Source organism: Shewanella mangrovisoli (assembly GCF_019457635.1).
Classification (GTDB): Bacteria; Pseudomonadota; Gammaproteobacteria; order Enterobacterales; family Shewanellaceae; genus Shewanella; species Shewanella mangrovisoli.
In genome coordinates, this window is sequence record NZ_CP080412.1 from 4,220,314 (window position 1) to 4,234,278 (window position 13,965).

Sequence of the window (13,965 nt, forward strand, 5' to 3'; positions counted from 1 at the left end):
AAAGCTTACTTATTTTCTGGATACCAACGGTCGAGTAAGGTCTTAGAACGCTCTAACTCGTTTTTCCAAGTATCATTGCCTACTACGGTCGGCTTTAACATGATAATCAACTCGGTTTTCTTCTTCTGCTTGCTGCGGTTTTTAAACAATTCGCCGACGAGCGGAATATCACCGAGCAGCGGCACCTGAGAAACCACTTCGGTATTTTCGCTCTTCATCAAACCACCTATCACCACCACGTCGCCAGAAGCTGCGCGGATAACGGTATCGGATTCGCGGATCTCGCTCTGTGCCAGCGGCAGTTCTAAGGATTCACTGCTGACCTTAATGTCCTTGGTTTGCTCTTTAACATCGATAACCGAAGGATGCACATGCAGCAACACATTACCGTCTTTGTCGATTTGTGGCGTCACATCCAATGCGATGCCCGAGAAGAACGGCGTTAACTCTACCTGAGGCGTGGTCACAGGCGTAGTGCCCGCTACTGTGGTCGATGACACGTCGGTGACGAAGTACTCGTCGGTACCGACTTTAATCACCGCCTTTTGGTTGTTCGATGCCGTCACCCTTGGGCTGGACAACACATCCACATCGCCTTGGGTGTCGAGCAGGCTAATCATGGTATTGAAATCCGAGCCTTTAATGCTTAAGGACGTCACGCCACCGAGGGAAGCGGTAATTTTATCGCTCAAGCCTGCGCCCGCAGAGGTGCCAAAATTGATATTGGTATTACCTACGTGGCCCAATACGTTATCCCATTGAATACCTTGCTGATAACCATCAGACAAAGTGACTTCAAGGATCTTCGCTTCGAGGATCACTTGGCGTTGCAAATGGCTTTCGGCGGAATTTAAAAAGGCACGTACTTGGCGCAGCTCATTAGGATAAGCACGAATCGTCACTAATCCCGCCTGTGGCGTCACAACTACCTGACGACCACCGCCAGTGTCACCGATAATGGCGCTCAAGGTTTCTTTCAATTCGCCCCAAAAATCGGTCTTAGTGCGCGAGCGAATAAAGGTGCCGTTGGTGCTATCGCTGCTGTTATTGTTGCCGTAATTACCGTTGTTCGAATTGTTATTGTTGCTGTTATTGCCAAAGTTGCCGTTGTTCGAATTGTTGTTATTGGAGTTATTGTTATTCGAGTTGTTATTGTCGGAGATCCGGCCCGAACTTACAGAGGTCAGCGATAGACCATCGCGCTCCATGTATAAGTAATTTAATGGGAAAGTCTCAGTTCGCATGCCCGCGGGGAATACGCGTAGGATGCGCCCTTCACGGCTCACCTCATAACCATAAATATCTTCTACCACTTGAATGGCTTCACTCAGGGTCACACCTTTGAGTGACAATGAAATCGTGCCCTGCACCTCGGGATGCACCGCCACGCTAAAAGGCGTGCCCTGCACTAGACTGGGGAAAAACACCCTCGCATCCACGTCATGGGCAGACACATCGATACGACGTTCGGTCTCCATTGGCGGAGTTAACCCGCCCATCATGGCATTGGCGTTCAGCTCACGCTGCACCGCATCGGGCATAGTGGCCGGTGGTGGAGGCGTTGGCTGACTCGCGGTTTGCATCGAGGTGGCCAGCGCTTCTTTTGAGGCGACGGGCTGCGGTCTATCCGTGGTTTGGCAGGCCATAAGGCAAAGTGAGAGTAGAGGCGTAATATATTTAATGGCTGTCATCTGAGTGTTATTCCCTATCTCTCTATTATTGCTTGAAATAATGCTAATTTCCGTCCGTCAGACAAGGAGACCGACGAGGGGGTGATACGCACCACTTTGACCCCTTGAATGCTGTCTCCCACGGACACAATTTTATTATTAATTACGGCATAGGCCGTGTTGCCCGAGCTGACGATGCTATTGAGCACTAGGGCTTGATTTTGGTTCTGAGTCACGGCGCCAGCGGCCGAGTAGCCTTTGCCGGGCAAGGTCGGATCCCTTAAGGCTTCAGCCGAGACTTGCGCCGACAACCCCAATAATGCGATGAAAATATAAGGCTTATTTAGCGACACTGATAAAGTCCTTATTGATACTCAAGGTATAAAGCTCGATATCGATTTTCCCCTTAGGATAATCGGCCACTTTATAGTCGAGTCGTTTCCAGTAAAGTTTGTCGGGCATAGCCTCTACCGCTTCAACAAAGCGCAGCACAGAAAAATAATCCCCCTCCAAGCTCATGCGTATTCCATGGCTATAGAGATTTAGCTTTTTCTCTTCACCTACGGCAAGGAGTGGCACGGGCGTAACCGAGGTAAACTTAAGTAATTTAATGCCTTGAACCTGCCCAAGCAGATTACCTAATAGCTCAGGCATATAATCGGCGGGCACCATGTCCACCATCTGCTTGTTGAGCTGAGCATCAATCTCTTGATTCTGTTGCTGCAACAAGTTTAAACGCTGGCGATAGTCCTGATTAGGATCCATGGCCAATCGCTGCTGATATAAATCAATCTGTTGCATCGAAATCTTGTTTTCTTGCTCTAACGCCTTCACTTGCTGCGCCATCGAATGCTGTTGTTTCCACAGCGACTCGATAGGCATATAGGCCGACATGACGACCAGCACTAACACGGCGAGAGCGATAAGCCCGCGCTCACGCTGGCTAAGAACATCAAACTTTTGCGCTAACTGTTCAAATCGGGCTTTCATCGCGCCTGCTCCTCTGGGGTCTCACTCGTCAGCGTGAAAGCCAGCGGTTTATCCTCACCGCGATCCATGGTCATAGACGAAAAAGCCTGACCTTTTAAAGTGTTCGTTGTTTTTAACTTGCCCACCCATTGCGGAATGCTCTGCGGATGATCGGCAAAGCCTTCAAACATAAAGTGCTGCTCGTTAATCACAATATGGTTTAGCCAAACACTCGCATCGGCCACCATAGCTAAATCCTTCAGCACAGGCGCAAAACCTCGGCTGGTGAGGGATGAGCGCAGTGCCAGCTCATTCATCAATAATTGTTTTAACTCGAGCTGCTGCGACTCTAGCTCGACGCGCGCAACTAACTCAGCATCGGGTTTGCGGGCGGCGATTTGCGCTTCAAGTTCCGCTTTTTGCTGATCGAATTGCTGTTTTTGCGCCGAGGCTTGGCTCAGTGCCCGCTGAGACTCGGCTAATTGCCAATAGCTAAAGGCCGCAAGTATGGCACAGACCAGTACCAAACCTATGGTATAACTCATTAATTTCGAAAAGGTTAGGCTCTGCTTTGGGGGTAATAATGCCGCAGAATATAGATTGACTCTCGATTTTATCACTCGGCACCTCGTGAAAGTTCACTAAAGGCTAATCCCGCCATGCTCGCGCCCACGGCACGCTTATTAACGACATTAACGGCTTGGTTAAAGTTAGCCGATACCAACTTAGCCAAAGCATCCACTGCACCGTCGGCAAATAATTCAATTGAGGCGACCGGAGGCTGACGCAATTGGCTTTCAAAGTAATCCATAGAACGCTGAATTTCTAGGCTTAAGTTATCCGCCAGTCCGTAATTAAGCTCATCCACTTCGGCCTTATCCAGTTCGGTAAACCCCCGCACTCGACGCTGCATATAGAGCTGACCTTGCTTGACCACAGTCAGCAATAAGTCTTGCCCTGTATGATGGCTCACGACCAATCTCGCCTGATTATCCTCATCAAACAGGTTGGTCATGGCTAATTCTTCAATGCTAATGCCTAGCACGCTTAAACCTTGATCGCTGATGGCTTGCACCATAGCGCGCAACTTTTCTTTATCGACCACAACCACGCTGAGCTTGTTGCTCGGCAGGGGTGACTCAAAGTAATCCAAGTGGATTTGCGGCACAGGGATATTCACCATGTCTTTGATAGACCAGAGTAAAGCTTGGGATAATTCGTCGCTATCGACATTCGGTTTGTCGGCCACGAGCAATTGATAGCGGCCACTGCCAAGGACAATTTGTAAGGAAGCGTGGGGAAAGGCATTGGCAAGTTTGGCAAAGGCCTGTTGCCATTGTTCCTGTTGCAGCTCATAGGAAACCCATTGTTCTGCAAGACTTTCAGTCGCGGGAGCATAGACCCAAAGCTTATCGGCACAGACATAGACACCGAGCGCCGCGCCAGCCTGTTTGGCTCGCCAAAAGGCCAACCGAGCAAAAAGTCCTTTATCCATAAAAATGCCTGTCTTCCGATAAAGTTAAAGCTTGAGTCATAAGAGCGCGAATAACAAACGTCCAAAACTGAAATAAGGATAATGCGCATCACCTGCAAAATGTGAAACCCATCATATCCAGCGTCATAATTTTGGCACAGGCTAGTTTAGCCGCTAATCAGTGAATTTTATAGAGAAATCCGACATTTTGGCCCTATTCTTCCACAGCGATCACATACGCTGAGGAAATAATTCCCCGTTATTGCACCTCAATTGGCTCACTAAAATACATGCCCTGCGCCATACCTACACCGAGGATTTGTAGGGTTTGCCATTCCTCAAAGACTTCGATGCCCTCGGCACAGACTTGCACTTCGGTGCGATATAAACCACCGATAAGACTACGGATAAATAATTGATTTTCTGGGCGTAAATGAATATGGCGCACAATCGACCTATGCAGTTTAATCATGTCGAAATGGCATTCACGAATATAGTAAGTACCTACCACCTGCTGACCCACATGGTCGACGCACAGTCGTGCGCCCATCTTACGGATCATATCCAGCTTAGGCTTAAGCTTATCCTGGTGCTGGATAACGATGTCCTCGGACACCTCAAAAATCAGTTGTGGCGTCAGGTGGCGATATTCGAGCAGAGTGGTTTTAAGCCACTGAGTAAAGGCACGGCTCATTAAGGTATCTAGGCTCAAGTTCACACTATAAACTTGATTTTTATGTTGTTCCTGCGCCAATAGACCCAACACACGCTCAATCATCTGCCGTTCTACCTGAGGCATCAAACCGCATTTGTTTGCCATAGGGATAAAGAGTGTCGCCCTAACTAACGCGCCCTGATTATCCCGCGCCCGGGTAAAGATTTCCTTGTGATGCTCAACGCCGTCAGAATCCATCACTGGTTGGCTAAAGGGATAAAAACGCCGCTGAACTAAGGCATTCTCCAAGAAGCTACGCCAACGCACTGAGCCTTTGGCAAACTCCTCATCAATCGCGCCCTTATCGTACATAAACCAATTACTGTTACCTTGTAATTGCGCGGCACGTAATGCCATATCGGCCTCATCGAGCAACTGATTAACATTATCTCCGGCGGTAAAGTAAGCGCAGCCCAAGTGATAAAAGTTGTCTTGATTCTCCACATCATCGGGCAAAGGTTGGCTCAGACAGACTTTGAGTAATTTACTGGCAAGTTGGTCGGCCTCAATCAAAGACACATGGGGCACGACAATCGCAAATTGATTATGGGAGCGGCGTGCAAAGATGCTGTTGGGTAAGGTCTGTAAAATAGAGTTAATGCTGTTGACTGTCGCATGGAGCAACTCTTTAACCGCGCTCTCCCCTTTCGCCTGCTGCAGTAAATCGAGGTCGTCCATCTCCAACAGATAAATTACCCCGTGGGCCACCATGCCTTGATCATGGCTCAAGGCATCCAGACGGTTGTTTAGAAACAGTCGATTACCGATACGGGTTTGTGCATCTAAAAAAGTGTTGGAACGAATAAACTTATCGAAACGGCCACGTTCTTTGTGGGCGTCTTGCAACTCTTCGAGCAGCTTAGTTAAGGCTCGGTTGATCAGCCTCGGCTTACCATTGCCCGGTGTCGCGAGTGCTTGTTCGTGCTTGCCTTGCAAAATCAGTCGGCTACGCTGGGCAAGTTCTTCAATACCATCCAACTGCTGCGAAAACCACACATGGCCAAAACGCACCAGCGCAATGACTGCCATCAAGCCCACGCCTAAAATGAGCAACTCATACCAACTGACGCTGTAATGCTCAAAGGGCTGTGGCAGCGTGAGGGTCATATTCAGTCCCGACTTGGGATCGAGCAAATGGGTATACACCATGGCATTTTGCGTCTGCACATTGCCCTGATAGGCAAAAAGCACTTCGCTCTTCATGGTCAAACGGAATTCGACGGCGTTGTACGCCAGCAACATAGGCGGCAACCAAGACTCTAATTCCCAATCGGGCTGCGTTTGATAATGCTCAATAAGTAGGGATTCAAGCTCAGACACTTTCTGCTGTTGAAACTTATAGGTCAACTGCACAAAGCTCATCATGGCGCTGAGTAAAAAGACGAAGGCGATAGCGGCCAAAGACATTAACCAAAAACTGGTTAATTTTGTAGTTAACATTCGAGTGAATTTCATCGATCCGCTATCCTGCTGGATTATTATAATTATCGGTGCACTCTTAACACGAGTTCAACAAATGCTGCCAAGATTATTCAGTAGCATACGCTAAAAGGCAACTAAGGATTGGTTTTCAAAGCCTCTAAAACTAATTCTGATCGCAGAAATTTCATCCGAGGTTAAAACAAAAAAGAGGCTAATTAGCCTCTTTTTTGTTAATCAACTTAGCGCTTAATCCGCATATTGTGGCAGCGTAGTGATTGCCGCAACACCCGAATCAATCGCAGCCTGTGCAACCGCACGGGCAACACGAGGTAACAAGCGTGGATCCATTGGTTTTGGCAGCACATATTCAGGGCCAAAACTTAATGAACTCACCTTTGGATAAGCCTTCAATACGCTCGCGGGGACTTCTTCTTTTGCTAAGGCAGCAATCGCGTGAACCGCGGCCACTTTCATCTCGTCGTTAATGCAAGATGCACGTACATCCAAGGCACCGCGGAAAATGAATGGGAAACACAGTACGTTGTTCACTTGGTTTGGATAATCGCTGCGGCCAGTACCCATGATTAAATCGCTGCGCGTCGCGTGGGCAAGCTCAGGTTTGATTTCAGGATCTGGGTTTGAACAGGCAAAAATCACAGGCTTATCCGCCATCATGGCCACTTCTTCAGCGCCAATCACGTTCGGGCCAGATAAACCTAAGAATACGTCGGCACCTTTAATCACATCTTGCAAGGTGCGCTTGTCGGTATCGTTTGCAAACAGGGCTTTATATTCATTCAGATCGTTACGACCCGCATGGATAACGCCTTTGGTATCTAACATATAGATGTTGGCACGGTTTGCACCACACTTAACCAACATGGTCATACAGGCGATAGCCGCTGCGCCAGCACCCATACATACAAAGGTCGCATCGCTGATCAGTTTACCTTGGATTTCTAAGGCGTTAATCATACCCGCTGCGGTCACAATGGCGGTGCCGTGCTGGTCATCGTGGAACACAGGCACATTACAACGCTTAATCAATTCGCGCTCGATAACAAAGCACTCAGGCGCCTTGATGTCTTCGAGGTTAATCCCACCAAAGGTGCCAGCGATAGCCGCAACTGTGTTAATAAATTCTTCAGGGGTGTTGTGGGTCACTTCGATATCGGTCGAGTCGATATTTGCAAAGTGTTTAAACAGCAGAGCCTTACCTTCCATCACCGGTTTTGATGCCAATGGACCTAAGTTACCTAAACCCAGAATCGCTGTGCCGTTGGTGATAACAGCGACTGTATTACCTTTGTTGGTGTAACGATATGCATTGTCAGGATTAGCAGCAATTTCACGTACTGGTTCAGCAACACCAGGGCTATAGGCTAGTGCGAGGTCATGGCTGGTTTCAGCAGGTTTAGTGAGGCAGACTGCGGTTTTACCGGGAACGGGGAATTCATGATAATCGAGTGCTTGTTGACGAATATCTGACATTTTAACATCCTGAAATGCGACATTTATAAGTATGGAAGTAAGGCCGACCAACCCAAGATCACCTCATTTACGGGCGATTTAAACAGTGTGGCAGGTCGGGGTAAGATACGCCAATTGGGTTAATTTTTAAATAAGATATTGAGAAATTTCGCCTTTGCGACAGATTTATCTCTCTAAGCCAAGTTTTATAAACTTATCTCACCCAATAAAGGATGATTATCTGTTTAAATTTGTAGGAAACAAACGAACATAACCCGCTAAAGCAATGAAAAAACGCCTAACAAAGCGAAAAATGTTGATTAAATTACAATAGAGATAAGTAACTCAGTTATCTTATAGTTAATTGCTATAAATAAGTCGATTTAGGCGACTTTAAGCCCCTATACAGTGACTTTGATGCTTTTTTAAGTGAAGTCGTACCAGAAAGGCAGATAAGTAGCGATTTTGTGCCAGAAGGCCAAAAAGCAAAAAGGCGCCATAGGCGCCTCTTTTAGAAACATTGCTAACGCAATTATTTCTTGCCAAGCATACCGAAACGCTTGTTGAACTTGTCGATACGACCGCCTGTATCAACAACTTTTTGTGTACCTGTGTAGAATGGGTGACATGCACCACAAACGTCTAAGTGCAGGTCTTTACCAGCAGTAGAGTTTACTTTGATTACGTTGCCACAAGTACAGTTTGCAGTGATTACTGCATATTCTGGGTGGATACCTGGTTTCATTGGGATTACCTCAAATGTAAGGCCATGTCGCTCTTCCAACCCGAAGTCGGACACCACATGCAGTTAATAACGATATGTTAGGGCGCAGAATACTACAGTATCACCCACGCAGACACAAGTAGATTATCTGAGCATTTTCACGATAATCTACTCGCTCGCTGGCAGTTATCTCCCCGCTTCCCGATCTTCGAAACTCATCCTTGCCGCCTGCGCATCGGGATAACGCGAAAGTATCTCGGCCGATGGGCAATAGAGCGTGGCATCTTTCTTCAACGCGTTAATCCGATTCTTCGAAAATGCCTTAGGGTTGGCATCGTGAATCGCCAACATGGCGCCATAAACATTCACTTTCCATTCAGGGGCATAGCGATTGGCAATACGCCACAACGTCTCGTTGTGATAATCCAACATACACTCACCCGAGTTTGTTGCATTAGCATTTATCGAGCTCACAAGCTTAGCCTCTACAGCAGTTGCTTCGGCTGCCTTAACTTCGGGCGAATCAGTAGTAGTCGTACTCTTATCAATTCTTACCGTATCAGCGTTAGCGGATGGCGCTTGTGCAACGGCCTGCACGCTTACGACTTCTGTTGTCGACGGCTCAGGTGTAGGCATATCAGATTTAGATGGATCAGAGTTGGTCACTTCTGATTTAACAGCCTTAGGTTTAGCTTCATCAGATGCCACTACAGACGAACTCGAGGTGGAGGATGCTTTAATCTCAGACTTATCCTCAGGGAAGGTAAATCCAGAGGTGCGAGGCGTCGCGGCAACTTCTGTCGTCACCGCAGCCACAACAACGGGAGCAACATCAGCTTCAGCGGTAACTAAATTCACCTCTTGCACTGGTTTACTTGATTTAACAGCTGCGGCTTTATCAGTTACAGCAGAACTTGCCGCCAGCAGACTGGTCTCGGCTTTGGCTGCTTTGCTTGATTTCACAACCGCCGTTTTTGCTTGCGATACTGAAGACGTCGCAGAGGAAGTATTATCAAGCAGTGGCAGATTTTTCACTTCATACCAACGGTCGACACGATATTCACGTACCAATAGCCGCGCCTTAGGGTCGGTCACATCCTCCACACCCGTTAGCAAAACCAAGAAACGGTTAAGCTGCTCGGCCATAAGTTTTTCTTCACCGCCTGACTGCTGCACCACAAATTCAAGCCGGGTCATATCCTGATTATCGGTGATCACATTGACGCGCATTTTGGGGTAAGCACCCAATTCAAACATGCGGCTATTGACACTCACATGGGAAACTTGCGCCTGTACACATGCGCTACACACTAAGGCGAATAGTCCTAATGATTTCGCTATTTTAGTCATTTACTTACTCTCAACTATCCTTGGATAAACTGTCATTAGGACTAGCCCTCGCTAGCCGTGCTGAGTACACTAAACCTCATTTCCCTTAAGACTCGACCTGCATATGTCACTGTTTGTTGAAGTTGCGTTACCTGTGCCTATGCGGCAAAACTTTACCTATCGAGTCGATACCGCTGAGCAAGGTGAGGAAAGCGCTCAACAGCCTCAGATTGGTATAAGAGTAAAAGTCCCCTTTGGACGCCAGCAACTGATTGGCCTTGTCACCGCCATCACCGACAGCTGCGATCTAGCACCTACGCAACTCAAATCTGTCATAGAGTTTATTGATGACGCGCCCTTATTGCCAGAATCGCTTTATAAATTAACCCTCTGGGCCGCAAGATATTACTTTTGCAGCCAAGGGCAAATGCTGACACAGGCGCTCCCCGTGGCGCTGCGTAAAGGGCTCGATGCCGCGCCGCAAAAAATTCAGTACTGGCAAATCACAGAGCTGGGCAGCAATATTGCGCCTGAGACATTAAAACGCGCCCCGGCTCAAAAACGCTTACTCGAACGCTTACAGCAAACCAGCCTGACGCAGGAAGACGTCATCAGTTTAGAACTGAATAAAGCCGCGCTCAAAACCTTAGAGGATAAGGGCTGGATTGCTAGACACGAGAAACTCGCCGAGCTCAATCTCGATTGGCGCAGCCAACTGGAACTCGATGAAGCCCCCCATAGACTCAATAAGGAACAAGCAGTTGCCGTCACCCTGCTCACCCAACAGCAAGGATACCACTGCACCCTGCTAGAGGGCATTACCGGTTCGGGTAAAACCGAGGTCTATTTAGCCGTACTCGAACATATTCTCAAACAAGGCAAGCAAGCGCTGATCCTGGTACCTGAGATTGGCTTAACACCGCAAACCATTAATCGTTTTAAGCGCCGCTTCAAGGTTAATGTGGCCGTGCTGCATTCGGGACTGACCGACAACCAGCGCCTCGAAGCTTGGCGACAGGCCCGTTGCGGCCAAGCCGCCATCATCATTGGTACTCGCTCTGCCCTGTTTACGCCCATGGCTTTTCCCGGTGTAATTATCCTCGACGAAGAACACGACAGCAGCTTTAAACAGCAGGAAGGCGTTGGCTACCACGCCCGCGACCTCGCCGTGATGCGCGGACATTTAGAATCGATCCCGGTGATTTTAGGTTCGGCGACCCCCTCGTTAGAAACCCTGCAAAATGCCCTCAGTGGTCGTTATCATCACCTGCAACTTGGGGAGCGAGCGGGTAATGCGAAAAAAGTGCGCCAAGGGATTATCGATATTAAAAACCTGCCCCTCAAGGCAGGAATGTCGGCGCCACTCATCAACGAAATCCGCAGCCATTTAGAGGCAGGGAATCAGGTATTACTGTTTTTGAACCGCCGCGGCTTTGCCCCAGCACTGCTGTGCCACGAGTGTGGGCACTTACACGAGTGCGACCGCTGCGATGCGTTTTTTACTGTGCATCAATCCCTTGGCGAGATCCGCTGCCACCACTGTGGCAACCAATATGCCATTCCAAGGCAGTGCCACAATTGCGGCAGCACCATGTTGATGGGCCAAGGTATAGGCACAGAACAACTCGCCGAAGCATTGCAGCAGGAATTCCCGAAATATCCCGTGGTGCGAATCGATCGTGATACCACCCGCCTTAAAGGCTCGCTCGAAAGCCACTTAAGCGCAATCCATAAGGGCGAATACAAGATCTTGGTCGGCACTCAAATGCTTGCAAAGGGGCACCACTTTCCAGATGTGACCTTAGTGGGCTTATTAGATGTCGATGGCGCGCTCTTTAGCGCCGACTTTAGGGCGCCAGAGCGCTTCGGCCAGCTCTATACTCAGGTCGCTGGCCGTGCTGGTCGCGCTAACAAACCCGGTACTGTGTTGCTGCAAACCCACCAAAGCGATAACCCGATACTGAGGGATTTGCTCCACCGGGGTTATGGCGAGTTTGCCCGCAGCCAATTAAAGGAGCGGCAAATGGCGCTGCTACCTCCCGCTTGGCACATGGTGCTGGTGCGCGCAGAAGCCCACTCCGCTTTGGATGCCGATAACTTTCTTAATGCATTTGCAGCGCTACTACCCCAAGATAAAGAGTTTGAAATCATCGGCCCAATGCCAGCACCACTCGACAGAAAAGCTGGCAAGTTTCGCCGCCAATTGATGTTTCAAGCCAAGCACAGACATAGATTACAACAGGAATTTGAGCGGATTTATCCCCTTGTCGAACAGCTGCCAGAGGCCAAACGTTGTCGCTGGAGCCTAGACAGGGATCCGCAGGATCTGTTGTGATTCAATAATTTGATAAAAAATCATCGGGAAGATAGCAATTAGTCACCACAAACGGCTAAAATACGCGGTTATTCCCTGTATTCATTCTTAAAGTTAGTAGCTAATTAACCCATGAAATCACATATCCAATCATTACTTGAACAAACTATCGAATCCTTTAAACAACAAGGTATTTTGCCTGCGGATTTTGAGGCGCGAATTCAAGTAGATCGAACCAAGGATAAGAGCCATGGCGATCTGGCAACCAACTTAGCCATGATGCTAACCAAAGCGGCGGGTAAAAATCCCCGCGAATTGGCGCAGCTGATCATCGACAACCTACCCGCCTCAGCCTATGTGGCGAAAGTTGAAATCGCAGGCCCTGGTTTTATCAACTTCTTCATTGATGACAGCGCCTTAGCGAACCAATTACAGGCTGCCATTAGCGATGAGCATTTAGGGATTAAGCTACCAACGCCACAAACTATCGTCGTGGACTACTCTTCACCTAACCTCGCCAAAGAGATGCACGTCGGCCACCTGCGTTCGACCATCATTGGTGACAGCGTGGTGCGTACCCTCGAGTTTTTAGGCCATAAAGTGATCCGCCAAAACCACGTAGGCGACTGGGGTACCCAGTTTGGTATGCTGCTGGCTTACATGGAAGAATTGCGCGCGCAAAATGGCGAACAAGCCCAATTAGAATTATCGGATCTCGAAACCTTCTACCGTGCCGCCAAACTGCGTTTTGACGAATCGGCAGAGTTCGCGACTCGTGCCCGTCAGCTCGTGGTTGAACTGCAATCAGGCGACGAATACTGCAACAAACTGTGGCGTGAATTTAACGATATTTCCCTAAGTCACTGCCACGAAGTGTACGAGCGTTTAGGGGTGAGCTTAACCCGCGCCGACGTGCACGGTGAAAGCGCCTATAACGCCGACTTAGAACAAGTAGTCAAAGATTTAGACGCCCAAGGTTTACTGACCCAAAGCAACGGCGCCAAAGTGGTCTTCCAAGAAGAATTCCGTAATAAAGAAGGCGAAGCGCTGCCTGTTATCATTCAAAAAGCCGATGGTGGTTACCTCTATGCCACTACCGACTTAGCGGCTATGCGTTACCGTTCAAGCGTGCTAAAAGCCGACCGCGTACTCTACTTTGTCGATTTACGCCAAGCGCTGCACTTCCAACAAGTATTTAGCCTTGCCAAGCTGGCCAAGTTTGTCCGTAACGATATGTCACTGGAGCACTTAGGCTTCGGTACCATGAATGGCGAAGATGGTCGTCCATTCAAGACTCGTACCGGTGGCGTGGTGAAACTGGTTGATCTACTGGATGAAGCCAATACTCGCGCACTTGAGCTGGTTCGCAGCAAAAACCCAGATATGGATGAAGCGACCTTAGCTGAAATTGCCCGTGTTGTGGGGATCAGCGCAGTCAAATACGCCGATCTGTCGAAAAACCGTACCAGCGATTACATCTTCAGCTTCGAGCAAATGCTGAGTTTTGAAGGCAATACCGCGCCTTACCTGCTTTACGCTTACACCCGCGTTGCTGGTATCTTCAAACGTGCGACCGATATTGACTTAAGCCAAGCCAAGATTGTACTCGAACACGAAAAAGAGAAAGACTTAGGTAACAAACTGGCGCAGTTTGGTGAAATCCTCAGCCGCGTAATCGACAAGGGCCAACCACATGTACTTTGCGGTTACCTCTATGAATTAGCGGGGGCCTTCTCTAGCTTTTATGAGGCCTGCCCAGTACTTGCCGCCGATAACGACGAGCAAAAGCATAGCCGTTTACTGCTGTCACAACTGACGGCCAACACGCTGCAAAAAGGCCTAAATCTACTAGGTATCGAAACCCTAGAACGGATGTAA

Annotated in this window: 11 protein-coding genes; 2 read left to right on the forward strand and 9 right to left on the reverse strand. The window is 48.6% G+C overall.

What is annotated here, in order from left to right:
- Window positions 1-5: 5 nt before the first annotated feature.
- The 9 genes from mshL to K0H60_RS18370 form a co-directional block, all read right to left on the reverse strand.
- Entirely contained in the window at window positions 6-1,691 is a 1,686-nt protein-coding gene (gene mshL / locus K0H60_RS18330) for a pilus (MSHA type) biogenesis protein MshL (RefSeq protein WP_220056628.1), read from the reverse strand.
- A gap of 14 nt (window positions 1,692-1,705) precedes the next feature.
- Window positions 1,706-2,023 carry an MSHA biogenesis protein MshK gene (locus tag K0H60_RS18335; RefSeq protein ID WP_088210033.1) on the reverse strand — a complete coding sequence of 106 codons (318 nt, stop codon included), beginning with the start codon at window positions 2,021-2,023 and terminating at the stop codon, window positions 1,706-1,708.
- Window positions 2,010-2,660, reverse strand: a complete 651-nt coding sequence (locus K0H60_RS18340; protein ID WP_220056629.1) for an MSHA biogenesis protein MshJ — start codon at window positions 2,658-2,660, stop codon at window positions 2,010-2,012. The genes K0H60_RS18335 and K0H60_RS18340 overlap by 14 nt, the downstream gene beginning before the upstream one ends.
- Window positions 2,657-3,259 carry a DUF2681 domain-containing protein gene (locus K0H60_RS18345; protein WP_220056630.1) on the reverse strand — a complete coding sequence of 201 codons (603 nt, stop codon included), beginning with the start codon at window positions 3,257-3,259 and terminating at the stop codon, window positions 2,657-2,659. The genes K0H60_RS18340 and K0H60_RS18345 overlap by 4 nt, the downstream gene beginning before the upstream one ends.
- On the reverse strand, window positions 3,256-4,134 hold the full coding sequence (locus K0H60_RS18350; RefSeq protein ID WP_220056631.1) for an MSHA biogenesis protein MshI: 879 nt from the start codon (window positions 4,132-4,134) through the stop codon (window positions 3,256-3,258). The genes K0H60_RS18345 and K0H60_RS18350 overlap by 4 nt, the downstream gene beginning before the upstream one ends.
- Window positions 4,135-4,372: 238 nt before the next feature.
- Window positions 4,373-6,283, reverse strand: coding sequence for an RNase E specificity factor CsrD (gene csrD, locus K0H60_RS18355; RefSeq protein ID WP_220056632.1), 1,911 nt, complete (start codon window positions 6,281-6,283; stop codon window positions 4,373-4,375).
- A gap of 213 nt (window positions 6,284-6,496) precedes the next feature.
- Window positions 6,497-7,741, reverse strand: coding sequence for a malic enzyme-like NAD(P)-binding protein (locus tag K0H60_RS18360; protein ID WP_220056633.1), 1,245 nt, complete (start codon window positions 7,739-7,741; stop codon window positions 6,497-6,499).
- A gap of 511 nt (window positions 7,742-8,252) precedes the next feature.
- Complete coding sequence (gene rpmE / locus K0H60_RS18365; protein WP_011624224.1) at window positions 8,253-8,465, reverse strand: 50S ribosomal protein L31; 213 nt, start codon at window positions 8,463-8,465, stop codon at window positions 8,253-8,255.
- 165 nt (window positions 8,466-8,630) lie between these two features.
- The gene (locus tag K0H60_RS18370) at window positions 8,631-9,794 is read right to left on the reverse strand and encodes a FimV/HubP family polar landmark protein (RefSeq protein WP_220056634.1); all 1,164 of its coding nucleotides are present in this window, start codon (window positions 9,792-9,794) and stop codon (window positions 8,631-8,633) included.
- A gap of 103 nt (window positions 9,795-9,897) precedes the next feature.
- Here K0H60_RS18370 and priA point away from each other — a divergent pair, with 103 nt between their 5' ends.
- On the forward strand, window positions 9,898-12,108 hold the full coding sequence (gene priA / locus K0H60_RS18375) for a primosomal protein N' (RefSeq protein ID WP_220056635.1): 2,211 nt from the start codon (window positions 9,898-9,900) through the stop codon (window positions 12,106-12,108).
- A gap of 111 nt (window positions 12,109-12,219) precedes the next feature.
- Complete coding sequence (argS, locus tag K0H60_RS18380; RefSeq protein WP_011624227.1) at window positions 12,220-13,965, forward strand: arginine--tRNA ligase; 1,746 nt, start codon at window positions 12,220-12,222, stop codon at window positions 13,963-13,965.